Origin of the sequence: Geodermatophilus sp. CPCC 205761, from assembly GCF_051383655.1 — a bacterium.
Classification (GTDB): domain Bacteria; phylum Actinomycetota; class Actinomycetes; order Mycobacteriales; family Geodermatophilaceae; genus Geodermatophilus.
This window is the reverse complement of record NZ_JALPKQ010000001.1, coordinates 42,677-63,080: the sequence shown is the minus strand read 5'-3', so window position 1 is coordinate 63,080 and position 20,404 is coordinate 42,677. Positions and strand designations below refer to the sequence as shown.

Annotated in this window: 16 protein-coding genes; 10 read left to right on the top strand and 6 right to left on the bottom strand. The window is 74.4% G+C overall.

From position 1 onward, the window contains the following. Window positions 1-113 precede the first annotated feature (113 nt). The 6 genes from MY526_RS00295 (at window position 114) to MY526_RS00270 (ending at window position 6,558) form a co-directional block, all read left to right on the top strand. Window positions 114-413, top strand: a complete 300-nt coding sequence (locus tag MY526_RS00295) for a hypothetical protein (RefSeq protein WP_436689785.1) — start codon at window positions 114-116, stop codon at window positions 411-413. Continuing rightward, complete coding sequence (locus MY526_RS00290) at window positions 410-1,885, top strand: TldD/PmbA family protein (RefSeq protein ID WP_436702939.1); 1,476 nt, start codon at window positions 410-412, stop codon at window positions 1,883-1,885. Before MY526_RS00295 ends, MY526_RS00290 begins: the two co-directional genes overlap by 4 nt. Next, window positions 1,882-3,195 carry a TldD/PmbA family protein gene (locus MY526_RS00285; protein WP_436689781.1) on the top strand — a complete coding sequence of 438 codons (1,314 nt, stop codon included), beginning with the start codon at window positions 1,882-1,884 and terminating at the stop codon, window positions 3,193-3,195. The genes MY526_RS00290 and MY526_RS00285 overlap by 4 nt, the downstream gene beginning before the upstream one ends. 468 nt (window positions 3,196-3,663) lie before the next feature. After that, window positions 3,664-4,377 carry a Crp/Fnr family transcriptional regulator gene (locus MY526_RS00280; protein ID WP_436702937.1) on the top strand — a complete coding sequence of 238 codons (714 nt, stop codon included), beginning with the start codon at window positions 3,664-3,666 and terminating at the stop codon, window positions 4,375-4,377. A 9-nt stretch (window positions 4,378-4,386) separates the two neighbouring features. Then, window positions 4,387-6,063: an MFS transporter gene (locus MY526_RS00275; RefSeq protein WP_436702935.1), complete on the top strand. Its 1,677-nt coding sequence runs from the start codon at window positions 4,387-4,389 to the stop codon at window positions 6,061-6,063. Window positions 6,064-6,168: 105 nt separating this feature from the next. Beyond that, window positions 6,169-6,558 (top strand): hypothetical protein, encoded by a 390-nt coding sequence (locus MY526_RS00270; protein ID WP_436702934.1) that lies wholly within the window; start codon window positions 6,169-6,171, stop codon window positions 6,556-6,558. Window positions 6,559-6,597: 39 nt separating this feature from the next. Here MY526_RS00270 and MY526_RS00265 read toward each other — a convergent pair whose 3' ends face one another. Further along, the gene (locus tag MY526_RS00265; protein WP_436703070.1) at window positions 6,598-8,595 is read right to left on the bottom strand and encodes an AarF/UbiB family protein; all 1,998 of its coding nucleotides are present in this window, start codon (window positions 8,593-8,595) and stop codon (window positions 6,598-6,600) included. A 154-nt stretch (window positions 8,596-8,749) separates the two neighbouring features. Beyond that, on the bottom strand, window positions 8,750-11,866 hold the full coding sequence (locus MY526_RS00260) for an ATP-binding protein (protein ID WP_436702932.1): 3,117 nt from the start codon (window positions 11,864-11,866) through the stop codon (window positions 8,750-8,752). Window positions 11,867-12,102: 236 nt separating this feature from the next. On the opposite strand from MY526_RS00260, the gene MY526_RS00255 reads away from it, so the two are divergent. Continuing rightward, window positions 12,103-12,801 carry a monooxygenase gene (locus tag MY526_RS00255; RefSeq protein ID WP_436702931.1) on the top strand — a complete coding sequence of 233 codons (699 nt, stop codon included), beginning with the start codon at window positions 12,103-12,105 and terminating at the stop codon, window positions 12,799-12,801. Here MY526_RS00255 and MY526_RS00250 read toward each other — a convergent pair whose 3' ends face one another. Then, window positions 12,802-13,317, bottom strand: a complete 516-nt coding sequence (locus tag MY526_RS00250) for an N-acetyltransferase family protein (RefSeq protein WP_436689769.1) — start codon at window positions 13,315-13,317, stop codon at window positions 12,802-12,804. Window positions 13,318-13,583: 266 nt separating this feature from the next. On the opposite strand from MY526_RS00250, the gene MY526_RS00245 reads away from it, so the two are divergent. After that, on the top strand, window positions 13,584-14,888 hold the full coding sequence (locus MY526_RS00245; protein WP_436702930.1) for a BtrH N-terminal domain-containing protein: 1,305 nt from the start codon (window positions 13,584-13,586) through the stop codon (window positions 14,886-14,888). 175 nt (window positions 14,889-15,063) lie between these two features. Beyond that, window positions 15,064-16,545 carry a M1 family metallopeptidase gene (locus MY526_RS00240; protein WP_436702929.1) on the top strand — a complete coding sequence of 494 codons (1,482 nt, stop codon included), beginning with the start codon at window positions 15,064-15,066 and terminating at the stop codon, window positions 16,543-16,545. Between the two features lie 27 nt (window positions 16,546-16,572). On the opposite strand, the gene MY526_RS00235 is transcribed toward MY526_RS00240, so the two are convergent. The 3 genes from MY526_RS00235 to MY526_RS00225 are packed head-to-tail and all read right to left on the bottom strand — an operon-like array spanning window position 16,573 to window position 19,510. After that, complete coding sequence (locus MY526_RS00235) at window positions 16,573-18,150, bottom strand: succinic semialdehyde dehydrogenase (RefSeq protein WP_436702926.1); 1,578 nt, start codon at window positions 18,148-18,150, stop codon at window positions 16,573-16,575. 36 nt (window positions 18,151-18,186) lie between these two features. Beyond that, window positions 18,187-18,909 (bottom strand): FAD-binding oxidoreductase, encoded by a 723-nt coding sequence (locus MY526_RS00230; protein WP_436702924.1) that lies wholly within the window; start codon window positions 18,907-18,909, stop codon window positions 18,187-18,189. After that, window positions 18,902-19,510: a molybdopterin-dependent oxidoreductase gene (locus MY526_RS00225; protein ID WP_436689760.1), complete on the bottom strand. Its 609-nt coding sequence runs from the start codon at window positions 19,508-19,510 to the stop codon at window positions 18,902-18,904. Before MY526_RS00225 ends, MY526_RS00230 begins: the two co-directional genes overlap by 8 nt. A gap of 179 nt (window positions 19,511-19,689) precedes the next feature. Here MY526_RS00225 and MY526_RS00220 point away from each other — a divergent pair, with 179 nt between their 5' ends. Continuing rightward, window positions 19,690-20,394 carry a succinate dehydrogenase cytochrome b subunit gene (locus MY526_RS00220; protein ID WP_436702922.1) on the top strand — a complete coding sequence of 235 codons (705 nt, stop codon included), beginning with the start codon at window positions 19,690-19,692 and terminating at the stop codon, window positions 20,392-20,394. The last annotated feature ends 10 nt before the right edge of the window (window positions 20,395-20,404 follow it).

Below are 20,404 nucleotides of genomic sequence, written 5' to 3'. Positions count from 1 at the left end.
ACCCCCTGCATTGTCCGGAATCCGACAACTCCGACGTCCGACGGCGGACAGGCTGCCCGCCGCCGCGCCGGGACGGTAGTGCTGCACCGCAGCAACCACCACAGGAGGACGTCATGACCGAGACCGACCGCCCCGTCCCCGAGCCCGCCGACGTCGAGGGCCACATGCCCCTCCGGTACAGGGCCGACGCCGAGACCGACGAGACCCCCGACGTCGAGGGCCACATGCCCTTCAAGCGAGCCGACGCCGAGACCGACGAGACCGACGACGTCGAAGGCCACCGCCGCAACTTCCGGCACGCCGACGCCGAATCCGACGAGACCGACGACGTCGAAGGCCACCGCCGCCACTTCGCTCGGGCCGACGCCGAGACCGACCCGCCCGAGGCACCCCAGGGCTACAAAAAGCCGTGACCGGAGCCCGCCGCCCCGACGTGGACGGCGCGGTCGAGGCGGGCGGCGAGCCGAACGGGCCGATCGACCCCCTCCGGGATCTCCTCGACCCCGGGGACGTCACCGCCGCGCTCACCGCCGCACTGGTCCGCGGCGGCACGTGGAGCGAGGTGTTCGCCGAGCACCGCACCAGCTCCACCGCGCGGCTCGACGACGGGGAGCTCGAGTTCCGCAGCGACCGGGACGTCGGGGCGGGGGTCCGCGTCGGGGGGCGCGGACCCCGCGGCTCCGCCTCGACCACGCTCCTCACCCGGCCGTCCCTGCTCCGGGCGGCGGAGGCGGCAGCCGCCGTCCGGGACGGAACAGGCTCCCGGGTCGCCGTCCGTCCGCTCGACCGGACGACCGCACCGGCCGTCGGCCGGCCCCCGGCCGACGTGGACAGGGCCGACGTGGACACGGCCGTCCGGGCCGACCTGCTCCGGCGGGCGGCGGACGCGGCGCACGGAGCGGGCGCCGCCGTCCGCTCCGTGACGGTGACCCTCGTCGAGGTGGTGCAGCACGTCCTCGTCGCGACCAGCGACGGGCTGCTCGCCCGGGACACCCGCGTGCGGACGCGGATGACCTGCCGCGTCGTGGCTCGGCGGTCGGGCCGCACGGCCACCGGCTTCGAGGGCCCCGGTCACGGCGGCGGCCTGGAGCTGTTCGACGATCGCCCGCCGGAGGGGATCGGCGCCGAGGCCGCCGGCCGGGCACTGCGCATGCTCGACGCCGGGCCGGCACCGGCCGGCCCCATGCCGGTCGTCCTGGGGCCCGGCGGCGGAGGCCTGCTGGTGCACGAGGCCTGCGGGCACGGCCTCGAGGCCGACGGGGTGGCACGGGGCACCTCGATCTACGCCGGCACGCAGGGCCGGGAACTGGCCGACCCGCACGTCACCCTGGTCGACGACCCGACCCTGCCCGGCGGGTTCGGCTCCTACCGGGTCGACGACGAGGGGGCGCCGGCCGCCCCGACGGTGCTCATCGACTCCGGGGTGCAGGCGGCCGCGATGACCGACCGCTCGACCGCTGACGAGCTCGGCCGGTCGCGCACGGCAAACGGCCGCCGCGAGTCCGCCGCGTCGGCCCCGCTGTGCCGGATGAGCAACACCCACCTGCGCCCGGGCCCCGCCGACCCGGCCGATCTGCTCGGTGACGTCGCCCACGGCGTGTACGTGTCGCGGCTGTCCGGCGGGGAGGTCGACATCGCGACGGGCGACTTCTCGTTCACCGCCAGCGAGGCCCACCTGGTCGAACGGGGGGCGCTCACCATGCCGCTGTCCGGAGTGACCCTCCTGGGCAAGGGACCCGCCGCGCTCGCGGGCATCTCGGCCGTGGCCGACGACCTCGTGTTCACCCAGGCGCTGTGCGGCAACGACGGTCAGTGGGTGCCGGTGTCCTACGGCAGCCCGACGCTGCGCATCGACGGCCTCGTCGTGACGGGGGTGGCCTCGTGACCGACGCACCGGACATCGCGGGAGCGGTCGACGCGCTGCTCGCCCGCTGCCAGGGCCACGAGGACGTCGAGGTGTACGGACTGCACCGGCTCGTGACGCGGGTCGAGGCCGGCGCCGGGGGCCGGCTGCGTCGGGTCGGCCGGTCGGAGAGCCAGGGGGTGGGGCTGCGGCTGGTCACCGGCGACCGCATGGGCTACGCGTCGACCACCGACCTCGGCGCGGCGGGGCTGGCGGCCACGCTGGGGTCGGCTCGCGCGGCAGCGGCGCTGTCCACGCCGTCCCCGGCGAACCGGCTGCCGGACCCCGCGCCGCTGCCACCGGCACCGTCCTCGTCGTCGGCGGAGGGCACGGGGTTGAGGCACGGCATCTCCCTCGCCATCGAGCTCGCCCGCCGCGCGCCGACCCTCGACCCGCGGGTGCGGACGGTCGACACCGCCTCCTGGCGCGAGGAGTGCGTGGAGGTCACCGTCGCCTCGTCGCGCGGGGTGCGGACCGGGTACTCCCGACGGTCCGTCGAGGTGGATCTCGCCGTCGTCGGCGAGGACGCCCACGGAACCGCCAGCGGGTACGCGGAGTGGTGGGGCACGGACAGCGGGTGCGATACGGCGTCGGTCGCCCAGGACGCCGTCCGCTCCGCGACTGACCTGCTCGGTCCGCACCGGGCGCTGCCCCCCGGATGGCCGGTCCTGCTCGCCCCCGAGGTCACCGCCCCCCTGCTGGCCGCGCTCGGCCGGGCTCTCACCGGCCCGGCGCTCGACGGGCGCGGACCGTTCTCCGGCGGGCTCGGCCAGGAGGTCGCCGCACCCGGCGTCACCCTGGTGGACGACGGGCTCCACCCGGCGTCCCCCCTCGCGGCGCCCGTCGACGACGAGGGGGTGCCCCGGCAGCTGACGCCGCTGCTGCAGGCCGGCCGCCTCGTCGGGGCGCTGCACACCTCGGCGACCGCACCCCCGGGTCAGCGGTCGACCGGCAACGCGCGCCGGGGCAGTCACCGGTCGCTGCCCGTCGTCGCCCCGACGACGCTCCGGCTCGCGCCGTCCGGCGTGGTGACGGCGGACGAGGCGGTGCACGTCCGGCAGCTGACCGGCGAGGGCAGCGGCATCCGGCCGGTGACCGGACGGGTGGACGTCGGCCTCGTCGGCCACCTCGTGCAGGACGGGCAGCCCGCGGGACGGCTCCCCGTCCTGCCCTGGTCCACGACGCTCGGGGAGTTGTGGTCCCAGGTCGGCGGCGTGGGCGCGAACGCCCGCGTCGTCACCGGCGCCCCCGTCCGAGCGCCGACCGTCCTCCTGCCTCGGGGACTGCGGTGAGCCGGCGCGCGGCGTCGCGCATCCGACCGCGGGGCTGTCGCACACCCCGACAGCCGGGGGATGTCGTCCGGGACAGGCTCGTGCCACCACCCACGAGAGAGAGGGAATCCGAGACGACCGGCACCCACGACGCGAGCGGCCTCGAGCAGGCCGTCGCACAGCTCAGCAGTGCCCTCACCACGCTGCAGGAGACGGCCCCCGGATCCGGCGGCGACGACACGCAGGGCCATTCCCCGCGCTCGTCACCACCGATGAGCAGGGCCGCAAGCAGGTCGGCTACGCGGGCCTGGTCGCACCGCTCATCGAGGCGGTCAAGGAGCTGGACCGGCGCCTCGCAGCCGTGGAAGCACGTCAGGGCGACGCTCCACGCGACCGCTGAGGCGCTGGGGCAGGACGCGATACGAGCCGGGAACGTCCCGCCCGGCCTTCCCAGCGGGGGCGAGGGCAGTCATGCTCACCGGGCCGTTCATGACTCAGATCACATCGTCGTGGGGCGGGGGCATGGTGGACGAGCAGGGACGGGCCCGGGCGCTCTCCCGGTGCCGGCTGTTCGCCGGCGTCCCCGAGGCCGACCTCCAGCGCCTGGCCACCGTCGCCACGGCTCGGCGCTACCGGCGGGGGCAGCTGCTCGTCTACGAGGGGGACCCCGGGGACTCTCTCCTCGTCGTCGTCGAGGGCAGCCTCAAGGCGGTGAGCAGCTCGCCGCACGGCGAGGAGTTGCTGCTGGCCGTCGTGGAGCCGGGGGAGACGGTCGGTGAGCTGACCGTGGCCGACGGCGGTGCGCGGTCGGCGACCATCGCGGCCCTGACCGACGCCACCGTGCTTCGCATCCCACGCGAGGCGGTCCTCTCGGCCGCGGAGCGCTCGCCGGCGCTCACCCGGGCGCTGCTCGACTCGCTCGCCTCCACCGTGCGGCGGCTGACCGGGCACGCCGCCGACCTGGTGTTCCTCGACATCCCGCGGCGGGTCGCCAAGCTGCTGCTGTCGCTCCCGCGGGCAGACGGCGACGCCGTCGTCGTCCGAACCCGGCTCACCCAGGCGGAGCTGGCCGACCGGGTCGGGGCCTCCCGGCAGAGCCTCAACGCGGCGCTGCAGGGTTTCCAGCGCCGAGGGTGGGTCACCGTGGGTTCCCAGGAGATCCGGCTGCACGACGTCGACGCGCTGCACCGGTTCGTCGGCTGAGGGACGCCGATGGTCACCGAGCGGGCAGCCGTCACGCGCAGCAGCCCGCGGCGCCAGGTGCTCGGGCGGCGCGACTACCGGTTGCTGCTGCTGTCGTTCACCACGTCCAAGCTCGGCGACTTCCTCTACATCGTCGCGCTGGTCGCGTACGTGTTCGCGCAGACCGGGTCCGCCGCGTGGGTGTCGGCGGCGGCGCTGAGCCGGTTCGTCCCCTACACGCTGCTGTCCCCGATCGCCGGCGTGATCGCCGACCGCTACGAACGCCGCACGGTGATGGCCGCCGGGGACGTCGTCCAGCTGGCGGTGATGACGGGCCTGACGGTGACCGCGGCGATGTCCGGGCCCGTCCCGCTCGTGGTGGTCCTCTCCGCGGTCGCCGCGTCGGCGGCCACGCTGTACCACGCGGCGGCATCGGCCATGGTGACCACCGTCGTCCCGGAGGACGAGCTCGCGGCGGCCAACGCGCTGATGAGCACGGTCGACGAGGTCGCCTTCGTCGCCGGACCCGCGGGTGGCGCGCTGCTCCTCCTGTTCGGCCAGCCGGCGATCGCCCTGGGGATCAACGCGGCGACCTTCGGGATCTCGGCCCTGCTGCTGCTGGCCATCCGCACCCGATCCCGGCGCACCACGCCGTCCGCGCACGGGAGTGTCCTCGGTGAACTGCGGGAAGGCGTCGGGGCCCTGGTCGGAGATCGGGTGGTCCTCGTCCTCGTCGGCTGCCTGGTGGCCGGGACGCTCGTGTACGGCGTCGAGCTCGTCGTCCTCGTCCTGGTCAGCAGCGAGCTGCTCGGGACCGGCTCCCAGGGCCTGGGCTGGCTGCTCGCCGCCTCCGGCGTCGGCGGGATCCTGGGGGCGACCCTCAGCCCCCGGTTCGCGCGGGCACGCCGCCCGAGGCTGACCATCGCCATCCTCGTCCTGCTCACCGGGGTGCCCCTGGCGGCGCTGGCATTGGTCAGGGCGCCGGCAGTGGCCTACCTCGTCCTCGTCGTCGAGGGGGTGGCCATCGTGGCGCTCGACATCCTCATCGAGACGACGATGCAGCGCACCGTGCCGAGGGACGTCCTGGGTCGGGTGTCAGGTCTGGTCCTCTCCCTCTCCGCGGTCGGCACGGCCCTCGGGACCCTCGTCGCCCCGGCCCTGGTCGACGGGCTGGGGCTCCCGGCCACGCTGGCCGTCGCGGGACTGACACCGGTGCTGATCGCGGCCGCCTCGCTGTCGCTGCTGCGCGGGTTCGACGCCGCGACGGAGCGCGGGCGGCACGCGCTGGAGCCGCGGGTCGCCGTCCTGCAGACACTGCGGCTGTTCGAGGGAGCCGGTCCCGCGGCGATCGAGCGGCTGGCCGCCGCGGTCCGTCAGGAGCGGCTGCCCGGGGGCACCGTCGTCCTTCGGCAGGGGGAGCCGGCCGAGGACCTCTTCGTGCTCGTGGACGGCGACCTGGTGGTCGACCACGACGACGGCGTGACCGTGCGCCGGATCAACGAGATGACGGCGCCCGACTACCTCGGCGAGATCGGTCTGGTCGAGCGGGTGCCGCGCACCGCCACCGTCACGGCGGCGACCGAGGCCCTGCTGTGGCGCATCCCCGGTGAGCTGTTCCTGGAGGCGGTGACCGGAGCACCCACCCTGTCCCCGACGTTGACCACCGGCATCAGCACCCGGCTGGCCCGCACCCCGGGGAGAGCCTGACGTGTCGCGCAGCCGACAGCTGCGGAGTCGCCGGCTCGACAGTCCGGTGCCGCCGGCGGTCGAAGACTCGCAGTACCAGCAAGTCCGCACCCCGAGGAGGAACCGATGAACCCGCAGCAGCCCGTCTTCGACCCTGACGACACCGAGGGCCACCTCTACAAGGCGCGCGCCGATGCCGAACGCGACGAGACCGACGACACGCAGGGCCACCTCGGCAGGTGGGGAGCGGACTCGGAACGGGACGAGACCGACGACACCCAGGGCCACGCCGGCAGGTGGGGGGCCGACGCCGAACGGGACGAGACCGACGACACCCACGGCCACGCACCACGGTGGGGCGCCGACGCCGAGCGCGACGAGACCGACGACACCCAGGGCCACGTCATCCGGGGCCGCTACCGGCCGACCGACCCGAAGGCCCGCGAGGACGACGACGTCGCCGGCCACCTGAGCGGCGCACTCGGATCGAAGAAGAAGACCGAGGACGGGACCTGAGGGCCGGGCGGCCGGAGTCGAACAGGCACCGGCCGCTCGTCACCCTGGCCGGTGACTCGCGGTCGTCCGGTCCGGCGCGTTCCGTGCCCGCAGGAGGATCCGGTACAGCGACAGCCGCCCGGACTCCGCCAAGCCGATCAGCGTGTCCAGCTGCCGCCGGACCAGGACGATCGTCTCGTCACTCGCGATCCGACGCAGGTCCGGCAGCTGCCGGTTGACGTTGTCCCGCCAGAACGCGTGGGTCGGCAGCAGGTCGCCGGAGTGGTCGAGCACCTGCTCGACCGCGAAGTACCGGTCCGAGCACCGGATCATCTGCGGCAGCGTGCTGAACCCGAACCACGGCAGTGCACCGGTCAGCCGTTCGAACTCGGCGGCCTCCGCGGGGTCGTGCAGCAGCTGCTCGGGAACGCTGAGCGTCTGGACGAAGAGCTTCCCGTCGGTCCGCAGGTGGGCCTGAGCCCAGGCGAAGAAGCGCTCCAGCCGAAGGTCGAACAGGCCGACCCGGTTCTCGTGCAGCGTTCCCAGGTGGCCGTCCATCTCGATGGCGGCCATGGCGTCGAACACGCCGGCACGGCCGGCGAGGTGGCGGTCGGCGTCCTCCCAGCTGCTGAGCACCACGTCCAGTCCCCGGGCGGTGCAGACCTCGTGCTCGGTCCGGCTGATCGTGACGCCGAGCGCCTTGGCGCCGCGGTGCTCGGCTGCGACGAGCAACTGTCCACGGCCGCACCCGACGTCCAGGAAGGACGTGCCCGGCCCGACGCCGAGTGCGTCGAGCACGAGTCGGTCGCGGTCGGCCCACGCCTGCCGCGGGTCTGCGCCGTCGCCGAACAGGGCTGTCGAGTAGGTGGCGAAGCCCTGCAGGACCAGCGCGTCGGCCGCCGGGGGGATGCTCACGTACTCCGCCTGCTCGACCCGCTTGCGTCGCGCGTTCTCCAGCGTGTCGAACGTCGGGTCGAGGGAGAACAGGTACCCCTCGACCGTGACGAGGGTCAGGAAGAGCCTGCTGTAGTGGTGCCTCAGTTGCAGCCGGTGCTGCCCGAGGACGCCGAGGAGGTCGACGAACATCGCGGAGAAACTCGGCCGGCCCGCGGAGTCGATCCAGTGCTTCCGCACCAGCCGGCCGACGGCCTCGAAGGCCGCGGCGGGAACGTCCGACTCCTCGACCGGCTCGCCGGCGAGGCGGGTGAGGTGCCGGAGGACGTATGCCGCCGCGAACTCGTCGAAGCCGTCGAGGACGGCGGAGTAGAACGCGAGCAGGTGCTGCCGCTCCTCCTCGGAGACGTCGTGCACCAGTCCCAGGTCGACCAGCACGATCCGGCCGGCGGCGGTCCAGAAGAAGTTCCCCGGGTGCAGGTCCGCGTGGCAGAGGCCGGAGACGAAGATCATGCGGTCGACGAGGTCGTCGACCCGCCGCGCCAGGGTGCCGGCATCGCAGGCGACCCGTCCGATGTCGTAGGGGTCGATCCCCTCGACGAACTCGGTGACCAGCACCTCCGGTGAACTCACCGCACCGAAGACCCGGGGGATGCGGATCGTGTCGTCGTCGGCGAACTCGCGGGCGAAACGCCGGTGGTTGCGCGCCTCCCGGGTCAGGTCGGTCTGCGAGAGCAGCAGGTCGCGCAACTCGACGACCAGCCCGCGGAGGTTCAGCACCCGTGCGGCCGTGCTCAACCGTTCCGCGGCGCCGGCCAGCGCCAGGAGCACCGTGAAGTCCGCCCGCAGCCGGTCCTCGGCACGAGGCCGGAGGATCTTGACCGCGACGAGTTCGCCCGTGACCAGGCGCGCCCGGTGGACCTGGGCCACCGTCCCGGCTGCCACCGGCACCTGGGAGAACTCGGAGAAGACCCGGGCCAGACCGTCAGGGAAGGCCCTCGACAGCACGGCGGTGACAGCAGCAGCCGGTTCGGGGGCCATCCGGTCGCGCAGGACGGCGAGTTCGGCGACCCACCGCGCCGGCAGTGCGTCCACGCGGGTGCTGAGCACCTGACCGACCTTGACGTAGGCGGGGCCCAGTGCGACGAGCAGATCTCGGACCATGGCGGGCAACCGGTCACCGTCCGTGAGCGCGGCACGGGCCAGCCCCGGCGCCCGGCCCCCCAAGACCAGTGGTAGCCGCAGCCCCCGACCCACCTGGGCACCGGCGGCACGCAGTCTGCCTGACACGACGCCGGGTCCGGGCCGGGGCACGGCTCTAGACCCCACTGAGCTGCTCGTCGGACAACTCGTCGAGGAACGCGACGACGTACGGGGTCACGGCGGCGACGCCCTTGCGCTCGAACACCTCCAAGGCCGCCCGCGCGGCCCGGACCGCGTCCGGATGTCGTCCGGCTTGGCGGTAGACCTGCGCGAGGTCGAAGAGGGCATCGCCGTGCAAGAAGTCGAACTCGGTCCCCGCCAGCCGCTCGAGCGCCGACTCGGCGAGGAACACCGCCTCGCTCGATCGCCCCAGCGCGGATGCCACCCGGGCCCTGGCCATCCGCCACTGCACCTGCCCGGCCACATCGTCGTCGTCCGTGACCTCCGCGCTGATGGCCGCGAACCGGCCGGCCTCGTGGTGCAGCCCTTGCAACGACAACGCCTGGGCCAGCACCGCGGCGCAGTTGCACAGGAACGACTTCTCGCCCATCTGCTGCAGCGTCTCGAAGCCCCGTCGCGCCACGGCCTCTGCGGCGAGCGGGTCGCCGGCCAGCAACTCCCGGATGGCGAACTCCATGGCTGCCTGGCCCGCGGCCAGTTCGAGTCCGAGGTCCTCGAAGACCGCGGTGCACTCGGCCGCCAGGCGCCGCGACTCCTCGAACTCGCCGCGCAGCGCGCGCAGGCCGGCGACGGTCTGCAGCAGCGATGCCCGCAGGCGCCGGTCCTCCCCCGCCTCGACCAGGTAGGTCTGGCACCTGTCGATGGCCTCGTCGACGGGTGTCGGCCCGATCAGACTGCAATAGGCCAGTTGGGTGAGCGCGTGGCTGGCGCGCCGCATGTCCCCGACCCCGCGCGCGCCGTCGAGCGCCCGCTGGGTCAGCTCGTCCGCCCGCCGGACGTGCCCCTGTTCCCAGTGCAGCCGGGCCAGGAGGTGCAACCCCCGGACCAGCGCCGGGCCGACCGGCTCCCGCTCGAGCACGGGGAGGAGGGACTCGAGTTCCGCCTCCAGATCGATCAGACCCCGACCCCTGGTGGTGCACTCCAGCTCCAGCCCGGCCACACGCAGCGAGACGGCGCCCGGGCTCGCTTCGGGCGCCTCGGTCCCGTCCAGCACCTCGCGGGCCTCGTCCAGCCGTCCCGCATCCACCAGCACCGACACCAGGTCGGCGGCGATGGCCGCTCGGTCCTCCTCCGGAGCCACCTCCCAGGCGCGGCGCAGCAGGCCGAGCGACGCCGGGACGTCGAACAGTGCGGATGCACGGCGGCCGGCGGCGGCCAGGTGGCGGGAAGCGCGCCTCGCGAGCCCGATGACGTGCTCGTCCGCCATGCCGATGCCGGCCCGCTGCCGGTAGGCCTGCTCGAGATGGTGGCCCAGGATCTCCTCGAACTGGGCCAGCTTGCCGGCGGCGGCGTCGTACAGCCAGTCGGCCAGGCGCTCGTGCAGTTCGGCCCGTTCCCGACGGGGCATCGCCTCGTACGCCGCATCCCGGATGAGCAGGTGCCGGAAGCGGAACGCGTCGTCGCCGAGGAACCCGGACCGGTCCGGTCGGATCAGTTCCTTGCGCACCAGTGCCATGAGGCTGTTCGCCACGTCGGGCCGCACCTCCGACGGCGACAACTCGGCGACCGCGGTGCGGTAGAAGACCTTGCCCACGACGCTGGCGCGCTCGACCACCGACCGCTCCTGGACGGCGAGCCGGTCGAGCCGCGCGGCCAGCAGTGCCGAGATCGTCGGTGGGATCGGGGTCGTGCCGAGATCGGCCGTGGCGACCCACCGGTTCCCCTCGCGAACGAGAAGGCCGTCCTCGACGAGCATCGCGACCAGTTCCTCGACGAACAGCGGGTTGCCCTCCGCCGCGGCCGCGATGCGGGTCCGGACCGCCTCCCCGTCGGCGATCTGCCCGAGCAGGTTCGCGACCAGCGTCGCGGACTCCACGGGGCTCAGCGGCTCCAGCAGGATGGAGGTGGCGTTCAGCTTCCCACCGGCCCAGCCCGGCCTCTCGTCGAGCAGCTCCGGGCGGGCGATGCACAGCAGGAGGATCGGCGCCTCGCGGCTCCAGTCCGCCACGTGCTCGACGAGGTCCAGCAACGTCGGCTCGGCCCAGTGCAGGTCGTCGAGGACGACGACGAGCGGCCGGTGGCGGGCCAGGTTCTCGAGGAACTTGCGGACGGCCCACGGCACCTCCTCCGCCCGGTTGGCGACCTCATCGGTGCCCGCGAGCGCGGCCAGCCGGTCGGCGACGAGCTCACCGTGCTGATCGCCGGCCATGAGCTCGGTCAGGCGGGCGCGCAGCCGCTCGACGTCGTCGGTCTCCTCGGCGCCGGCCGCCTCCCGCGCGATCTCCACGATCGGCCAGAAGGTGATCCCCTCTCCGTAGTCCAGGCACCGCCCCCTGACCACGGTCGCCGTCGCGCGGACGTCGGCCAGGAAGTCGTGCACCAGTCGCGACTTCCCTACTCCTGCCGGCCCCAGGACGGTGAACAGGTGACAGCCGCTCTCGGCGACCGACCGCTCGAAGGCCTGGTCCAGCAGGCGGCGCTCACGCTCGCGCCCCACCATCGGGGTGTCGGTCCGTCGAGCACGGCCGAGCACGTTCGGGGTCACCGACACCAGCCGGTAGGCCTGGCTGACGTCGTCCTTCCCCTTGAGCACGAGCCCGGCGACCGGCTCGGCGACCACGGCGTCGCGGACGAGCGTCCACGTGACCGGCCCGATGAGGATCTCCGACGGGCCCGCGGCCTGCTCGAACCGCGCGGCGACGTTGACCGCGTCACCGGTCACCAGTGTCTGGCCGCCGGCCGGGTCACCGGCGATGACCTGACCGGTGTTGAGACCCATCCGGAGCGTCAGTTCCACGCCCCACTGGCCGGCCAGCTCGTCGTTGAGGCCCCGCATCGCGTCCCGGAGGTCCGCCGCGGCCCGGACGGCACGCAGCGCGTCGTCCTCGTGCACCGTGGGAACGCCGAACACGCCCATGACCGCGTCACCGATGAACTTCTCGACCGTCCCGCCGTGCCGCTGCAGCGCCGCCCGGGCCACCTCGAAGTAGCGGCTCATGACCTGCCGCAGCGACTCGGGATCGAGTCGGGCGCCCAGCCGTGTCGAGTCGACGACGTCGCAGAAGAGGACCGTCACCGTCTTGCGGATCTCGCGCTGCGGAGCTGCTTCCACGGCCACGGGCGTGCCGCAGGCACCACAGAAGCGGAAGCGCGGAGGAAGGTCCTCACCGCATGCCCCGCAGGTCGGCATGGGGGGACGATAGGCCCGACGAACCCGTCCGGCTCGGTCGTCAGTGGCGGTATCGAGCCCAGGCGGTCCGACGTCGCGCCGCTCCAGCGGCACCGCGCCCATCGCGTGAGCCCCGCCCGTCGTGCTGCCCGGGTGTCCGGAGGGGAGGATCCACGGTCGTGACGTCTCGACGGGTGGCGACGCTGCACGTCTGGGGTGTGCCGGGCCGCGCGGTGCCGGCCGCGCTGGTCCGGATGGCCGCGGACCGGCGGGCGCTGCGCCGTACCCCCGGGCTGCGGTTCGCCAAGCTGCTCGGCACCGGCAGCGGCCGCACCTTCACCGTGCGGGACGCCGACCCCCGCCGCTGGGCGCTCCTCGCGGTCTGGGACGACGCCGCCGCGGCGGACGCCTTCGAGGGCGGCGACGTGCTGCGCCGGTGGCGGAGGATCGCCGACGAGCAGTGGGCCGCCCGGCTGCGCCCGCTGGCCGCCCGCGGCCGCTGGTCGAGGGAGGAGCCGTTCGGGCGGCCCTGGCCGCAGCGCTGGGACGGGCGGGTCGCCGCGGTGACCCGCGCCCGGCTGGTCCCGCGCAAGGCGCTGGCGTTCTGGCGCGCCGTCCCGCCGGTCTCGGCCGACCTGCACGCCAGCCCCGGCCTGCGGTTCGCCCTCGGCATCGGCGAGGCGCCGATCGGCCTGCAGGGCACCTTCAGCGTCTGGGACTCCGCCGCGGCGCTGAACTCCTTCGCCTACGACCGCGCGCCGCACGCGGCGGTGGTCACCCGCACGGCGCAGGAGGGCTGGTACGCCGAGGAGCTGTTCGCCCGGCTGGCGCTGCTCTCGGCCGCGGGCACCGTCGGCGGGCGCGACCCTCTGGGCTGACTACAGCCGGCAGGTCAGGTGGATCTCCTCGCGGTCGTCCCCTGGCGCGACCCGGATCGCGCCGGGCATGCGGCCGAACTCCCGGTAGCCGAAGCCGGCGTAGAAGCGCTCGATGCCGGTGCCGCCGCGCACGGTCAGGTGGAGGAACTCCATGCCGCGGGCACGCGCGATGTCGTGCACGCCGGACATCAGCACCGTGCCCAGGCCCTGCCCCTGCCGGCTGGGGTGCACCTGCACCCGGAAGACGCTGGCCCAGTGCGTGCGCAGGGGGGACAGGGACAGCGACAGGACGGCGAACCCGGCCACCTCGTCGTCCACGCGGAGCAGGACCAGCACGTCGCGCCCCTGGTTCACCCGCTCGACCATCGCGTCGAGCACCGGCACGACGTCGTCCGCCGTCACCGGGGCGACGAACCCGACCGCTCCCCCGGCGTTGCTGACGTCGATCCAGCAGGCCAGCAGCTCCGACCGGAGCTCCTCGTCGACGGTGACGATCGGCGAGACGTCGGTGCGCATGCCGCCGATTCTCCGGGTGCCGCCGCGGGCCCCCGACGCGGGCGGTCCGTCGCGCCTTCCGGGCGGTTCCCGGCGTCCGGTACCGTCCGCCTGCGGCGTGCCCCACGCCGGACCCTCTGACCGGTTGCCCACGCCTCCGGCCGTGCGAGGGCAGAGGGGATCGGTGTCCTCGGGGAACGCGACCTGCAGCAGTCGAGCCCTCTCCGCTGCGGCCGGGTCCGGCGACGCGTGGGGTCGGTCGGACCTCTGCCGCCGAGGAGCTCACGATGACCCGCCAGAAGCACCTGAAGGCCGCCGTCCGCGCCCGCATGGCCCGCACCGGCGAGCACTACACGACCGCGCACCGCAACCTCACCGCGGCCGCCGGCGAGGACCGGCCCGACCTGCCCGCCGGCTACCCGGCCGTGGGCGGCGGCCGGCACCACGACAGCGCGCTGCTCGCGCACGTCCTGGCGGCGGCGGGCGTCACTGCGGACACCGACGGCGAACCGCTGGAGGAGGCCGTCGTCGCCGGTCTCGCCGGCGGGATCGGCTTCATGTACTTCACGTTCGCCTACGCCGGCTGGCTGCCGACGATGACGATCGTGCCGCGCACCCACCCGCGGCCGTTCGTCCGCGGTGCCCTGGAGCGCGCCGGCGTCGGGCACCGCGTGGTCGAGACGACCACCGCCGCCAAGGCGGCCCGGGAGCTCGACGCCGCGCTGGCCGCCGGCCGCACTCCGGTGTGCACGCTCGACCGGGGCAGCGTCCCCTACCAGGCCTGGGCCGACGACCTCGAGGGCGCCACCCCCTACGACGTGGCCGTCCTCGGGCGCCGGGACGGCACGGTGCTGCTCGACGACGACTGCCTGGAGCCGAACGCGGTCGCCGAGGACGTGTTCGCCGCCGCCCGCGCCGCGCACCGGCAGAGCCGGCAGCGCATGGTCGTGGTGGAGCCGGCCGCAGCCCCCGTCGCGCTGGCTCCGGCGATCCGGGCCGCCCTCGCCGGAACGGCCCACGACCTCACCGAGGACGTCATGCCGAACAACTTCGCCGGCAACTTCGGCCTGCGCGGCCTGGCGAAGTGGGCCGGCGCGGTGGCCGACCGGCGCACGAAGACCGGCTGGGCCCGGCTGTTCGACAGCGGTCCGGCGTTCGCGACGGCGATGCGCCGGTTGCACGACTGCCTGACGACCGACCACTCCTCGCCGGGTGCGGTGCGGCCGCTCTACGCCGACTGCCTCGACGCGGCCGCCGGCGTCCTGGACGCTCCGGCCGCCGCCGAGTGCGCCGTCCTCTACCGCCGCGCCGGCGACCTGTGGACGCGGATCGCCGACGCGGCGGTGGACGGTCCCATGGCGCCCTACCGGGAGCTGGCCGAGCGCCGGGTGGAGTTGCTGCTCGACCGCGGCAGCGCGGCAACCGCCGAGCTGCAGGAGCTGGCGCGGCAGGCAGCCGCGTTCGCCACCGCGTACGACGTGTCCGAGGCCGACCGGCTGGACCGCCTGGACCGCATCGGGGAGCTGGCCGCGGACGTGCTCGACGTCGAGCGGGAGGCCTGCGCCGCCCTGCAGCAGGTGGCGGCGGGGTAGCCGCGCACGACCCGGGGTAGCCGCGCACGACCCGGGGTAGCCGCGGGCGACCCCACACCCGCCCAGGGTCACGAAACGCGCCTGATCCGAGATGCCGTCGTGCAGCAACCCGCGCCGGGGCCCAGCATCACGGTGTCCCGGCGCGGGGACGGCGGCACACACCCGGGAGCGTGCGATGACCCGCAGGCCTGCAGTGCTGATGGCGACGACGGTCCTGGTCGGGCTCGTCCCGGCCACCGCGAACGCCGAGGAGGAGGGGGGTGGGCCGCCGTCCCCCGGCGCTCCCGGGATCGGCGACCCGTACTACCCGCTCGACGGCAACGGCGGCTACGACGTCGAGCACTACGACCTCGACCTGCGCTACGACCCGGGGACCGACGTCCTCTCCGGGACGGCGACCATCGAGGCGGAGGCGACGCAGGCCCTGTCGGCCTTCAACCTCGACTTCGTCGGCCTTGACGTCTCGGAGCTCACGGTCGACGGGCGGCCGGCCACCTACACCCGGGCCGAGGGCGAGCTGACCGTCACCCCCGAGCGCCCGCTCCGCGAGGAGCACGCCTTCGAGGTCGTCGTCACGTACTCCGGCGTCCCGGCCACCATCCAGGACCCCCTGATCGGGCCGTCGGGCTTCATCCACACCGACGACGGCGCCCTGGTCATCGGTGAGCCCGACGTCGCGGCGACGTGGTTCCCGGCCAACGACCACCCGCTCGACGCCGCCACGGTGGACGTCGCGATCGCCGTGCCCGAGGGGCTGGAGGGCATCTCCAACGGCGCGCTCGAGGACGCCGCGACGGAGGACGGGTGGACGACCTGGGCCTGGGAGGCCGAGGAGCCGATGGCCCCGTACCTGGTGACGTTGGCCGTGGGTGAGTTCGAGGTCAGCGAGTACGAGGCCGACGGCATCCGGTTCTGGGACGCGATCGACCTCGACACCACCGCCGTCCCGTTCCTGCCGCCACCCGAGGACCCGGCGGCTCCTCCGCCGCCGGCGCCGGAGCCGGTGTCGGTCGTCGACCAGGTCCGGGCGGCGTTGGCGCGGCAGCCCGAGATCATCGGGTTCCTGTCCGGGGTGTTCGGCCCGTACCCCTTCAGCACCTCCGGGGGCATCGTCGACGCCGTCCCGGAGCTGCGCTTCGCCCTGGAGAACCAGACCCGGCCGGTCTACGCCCCGGGCTTCTTCGCCGACCCGGTGCTCGCCGACACGGTCGTCGTACACGAGCTCGCCCACCAGTGGTACGGCGACTCGGTCCGCCTGGCCGCCTGGCAGCACACCTGGCTCAACGAGGGCTTCGCGACCTACGCGGAGTGGCTGTGGCTGGAGCAGGAGGGTGTGGCCACCGCCCAGGAGCAGTTCGACGCCATCTACACGGGTGCGCCGCCGGAGTTCTGGCAGGTCGTCATCGGCGATCCCGGGCCGGGCGCGCTCTTCGACATCGCCGTGTACTTCCGCGGTGCGATGGCCGTGCACACGCTGCGGCAGGTCGTCGGCGACACCGCCTTCTTCCAGATCGTTGAGGAGTGGGCCACCTCCCGCGCGGGTGAGGCGGTCACCACGGACGAGTTCACCGCCCTGGCCGAGGAGCTCGCCGGACGCGACCTGGACGACCTCTTCCAGGCGTGGCTGTTCACCCCCGAGCGGCCGGCGCTCGGCTGACGACTCCGCGGTGGGTGCCGCCGGCGGTCAGGCCGTCGGCACCCGCCGGAGCGCCCGCAGCGCGAGGGTCATGACCCGCGCGTAGCGGTCCAGCGGCATCCCGGGCAGCGGCCCGAGCGGCAGGCCGCGCTGCACGGCGACCGTCTGCGCCTCGGTGTAGGCGAGGGTGCCCTCGCGGCCGTGCCGGCGCCCCAGGCCGGAGTCCCCCATGCCGCCCATGGGGGCGTCGTGCGACGCCCACGCGGCGGCGTAGCCCTCGTTGACGTTCACCGTCCCCGCGCGCAGGGCGGCGGCGACCGCCGCACCCCGCCGCGGTGTCGACCACACGCTGGCGTTGAGGCCGTACGCGCTCTCGTTGGCCCGCGCGACCGCCTCGGCGGCGTCCCGCACCCGGGTCACGCCGGCCACCGGTCCGAAGGTCTCCTCGCGGGCGAGCAGCATGTCGCCGGTGACGCCCTCGACCAGGGTGGGCTCGTGGAACAGCGGGCCGAGGTCGGGGCGCGCCCGGCCCCCGGCCAGCACCCGGGCGCCGCGCGCGACGGCGTCCTCGACGTGCCGGGTCACGACGTCGAGCTGCTGCTGGTTGGCCAGCGACCCCATCTCGACGTCCCAGCCGAACCCGGGGCCGAGCCGGATCCGCCGGACCCGGTCGGCCAGCGCGGGGACGAACCGGTCGTGGACGGCGTCCTCCACGTAGATCCGCTCGACGTGCATGCACAGCTGGCCGGCGTTCGAGAAGCAGCCGCGCACCGCGCCCTCGACCGCGCGGCCGAGGTCGGCGTCGGCCAGCACGAGCATCGGGTTCTTCCCGCCCAGCTCCGCGGAGCACCCGATCAGCCGGCGGGCGCACCGCTCGGCGACGGTGCGCCCGGTGGCGGTCGAGCCGGTGAACGTGAGGTGGTCGACACCGTCGATCAGCGGCGGGCCCAGGACCGTGCCGCGCCCGGTGACCACGGGGAACAGCTCGCGGGGCAGGCCGGCCTCGTACAGCAGCTCCACCACGGCCAGTGCCGAGAACGGCGTCTGGGCGTCCGGCTTCAGCACCACGCCGTTGCCCGCGACGAGGGCGGGGAGGGCGTCGGAGACCGCCAGGGTCATCGGGGTGTCCCAGGGGCTGATCACCCCGACCAGCCCCTTCGGGCGGTGGTGCACGAGCGGGCGGGTGAGCCCGGGCACGGCCCCGCGCCGGCGGCTCGGCCGCAGGTGAGCGGCCGCGGCTCGGGCGGTGTACCGCGCGGTCATCGCGACGTCGGCGACCTCCTCGAAGGCGCTGATGCGGGCCTTCCCGGTCTCGACCTGGAGCACGTCCATCAGCCGCTCGCGGTGCCGCACGACCAGGTCGCCGAAGCGCAGCACGACGCGGCGGCGCTCCGCGAGCGGGCGCCCGGCCCAGTCCCGCTGCGCCGCCCGCGCACGGTGCTGCGCGGTCCGCACGTCCTCGGCGGTGCACGTCGGCACCTCACCGACCGGGGACCCGTCGAACGGGCAGGCGGAGGTCTGCCGGGGCCGGCCCGGAGCTGCGGTGACCAGCGCCGCGAGCCGGGGCGCGGTCTCCGCGCCCAGCCGTGCGGCGGCCGGTGCCCGGTCGGTGGCGTCGGCGGTCATGGCGGCTCCCCTCGCTCGCGCGGCGTCGCGTGCGGGTCAGCCGCTGGGGCCGAAGCGCTCGACGCGGATGTGGGGGGCCGGCACCCCCATGCCGACCAGCAGCTGGCTGGCCGCCTCGGCGAAGGACGCCGATCCGCACACGTAGGCGGTCTGGCCCGGCTCCCACAGCGGCACGAGGTCGGCGTCGGTGAGCCGTCCGGCGGGCCGGATGCCGTGCGCCTCCCGGGTGGTCACGACCAGGGCGCCGGAGGCGAGCAGCTCGTCGGCGTAGGGCAGCCCGGTGAGGGTGCGCGTGGAGACGGCGGTCCGCAGCAGCCCGGTGCGCCCGAGCTCCTGCGCAGACCGCAGCATGGCGACGAACGGCACCACTCCGGTGCCGCCGCCGACCAACAGCGCCGGGCTCTCGCCGTCCCACACGAACCAGCCGCCGATCGGCCCGCGGACCTCCAGCTCGTCGCCGGGCTCGACGACGTCGGCCAGGTACGTGGAGACCTCGCCGTCCTCCAGCCGCTCGACGAAGAGCTCGACGAGGGGGTCCCCCGGCGCCGAGGACACCGAGTAGGACCGCTGGGCGGTGTAGCCGTCGGGCGCGGTCAACCGGACGACGTAGTGCTGGCCGGCCATGTGCCCGATGCGGTCGGCGACGTCGAGCCGCAGCCGGACCGACCGCGGGAGGGGGTGGTCGACCGCCACCACCGTCGCGGTCCGCCAGCCGCCGCTGGGCGCGCCGGGCAGCCCGGCCCCGAGGCGCTCAGTCACCCTGGTAGCGCTGCTCGCGCCAGGGGTCGCCGCGGTCGTGGTAGCCGTTCTGCTCCCAGAAGCCGGGCTGGTCCCGCTGCACCAGGGTCAGCCGGGTGACCCACTTGGCGCTCTTCCAGAAGTAGAGGTGCGGGACGAGCAGCCGCACCGGCCCGCCGTGCTCGATCGGCAGCGGCCCGCCGTCGTACTCCCACACGACCCACGCCTTCCCGCCGGTGACGTCCTCGAGCGGCAGGTTGGTCGTGTACCCGGTCTTCGACGTCGCGATGACGAAGTGCGCCTCGGGCGTGGGCCGGGCCGCCTCGAGCAGGGTGTCGACGCTGACGCCGGCGAACCAGGTGTCGAACTTCGACCACGTCGTGACGCAGTGGATGGCCCCGCGGTACTCCGACCCGGGCAGCCGGTGGGCCTCGTCCCAGGTCCACGTCGTCGGCGTCGCGACCCGCCCGTCGACGGTGATGCTCCACGTCTCCGGGGCGATCCGCGGCGTCGGCTCGGCGGTGAGGACCGGCCAGTCCCGGCCGGCGTCGTACTGCCCAGGCGGGAGCCGGGGATCGCGGTCACGTCGGCGGCTCAGGAAGCCGCGGGTGGGTCCGGGCACGGACTCCTCCTCGCCCTCCGGGGTGGGCCGCGACCTCCCAGGAGGAGGCGCTGCCCGGTGCGCCGCAGCGGCGGCCGAGCGCACCCTAGCGGCTCCCAGCGGTTAGGGCAGCCTTACGAGAGCTGTGTCACCACGCGTTAACTTGGCCGTCAAGACGGCAACGACCTAGCGTTGGCGCCGTGGTGACGGGAACGCAGTCGGGCCAGCGCAGGACGCCCAAGGCCGCCAAGACCAGTTCGGTCTTCAAGAAGGCGGTGATGGCGGTCAGCGGCATCATCCTGGTGCTCTACCTGATCGCCCACATGATCGGGAACCTCAAGGCCTTCGCCGGCCGCGAGTCCTTCAACCACTACTCCGAGTGGATCCGGACCATCGGAGAGCCCGCCGTCCCGGCGCAGACCACGCTGTGGGTCATCCGCGTGGTGCTGCTGGTCGCGGTGATCGCGCACATCGTGTCGGCCGTGCTGCTCTGGCGCCAGGCCAAGCGGGCCCGCCCCGAGGGCTACGTCACGAAGAAGGCGGTGGCGCAGAGCTACGCGTCGCGCACCATGCGCTGGGGCGGCGTGATCGTCCTGGCGTTCATCATCTACCACATCCTCGACCTCACCCTGGGTGTGGCGAACCCCGACGGCACCGGCAGCACGCCGTACGACCGCCTGGTCGCCGGGTTCAACAACCCGATCGTCGTCATCGCGTACGCGATCTCGCTCATCCTGCTCGGCATGCACCTGCGCCACGGCATCTGGAGCGCCACGCAGACGCTGGGGCAGAGCAACAAGCGCCGGGAGCGCACCGTCAGCCTCTTCGCCCTGGGCTTCTCGGTGGTCCTGATCGGCGGCTTCCTGCTCGTGCCCTTCTCCGTCCTCTCTGGGCTCATCGACTAAGGAGCTCCGC

Coding starts and splice junctions, on each gene's coding strand:
- MY526_RS00295 (WP_436689785.1), top strand. CDS start 114: ATGACCGAGACCGACCGCCCCGTCCCCGAGCCCGCCGACGTCGAGGGC.
- MY526_RS00280 (WP_436702937.1), top strand. CDS start 3,664: ATGACTCAGATCACATCGTCGTGGGGCGGGGGCATGGTGGACGAGCAG.
- MY526_RS00275 (WP_436702935.1), top strand. CDS start 4,387: ATGGTCACCGAGCGGGCAGCCGTCACGCGCAGCAGCCCGCGGCGCCAG.
- MY526_RS00270 (WP_436702934.1), top strand. CDS start 6,169: ATGAACCCGCAGCAGCCCGTCTTCGACCCTGACGACACCGAGGGCCAC.
- MY526_RS00265 (WP_436703070.1), bottom strand. CDS start 8,595: ATGGTCCGAGATCTGCTCGTCGCACTGGGCCCCGCCTACGTCAAGGTC.
- MY526_RS00250 (WP_436689769.1), bottom strand. CDS start 13,317: ATGCGCACCGACGTCTCGCCGATCGTCACCGTCGACGAGGAGCTCCGG.
- MY526_RS00245 (WP_436702930.1), top strand. CDS start 13,584: ATGACCCGCCAGAAGCACCTGAAGGCCGCCGTCCGCGCCCGCATGGCC.
- MY526_RS00240 (WP_436702929.1), top strand. CDS start 15,064: ATGACCCGCAGGCCTGCAGTGCTGATGGCGACGACGGTCCTGGTCGGG.
- MY526_RS00235 (WP_436702926.1), bottom strand. CDS start 18,150: ATGACCGCCGACGCCACCGACCGGGCACCGGCCGCCGCACGGCTGGGC.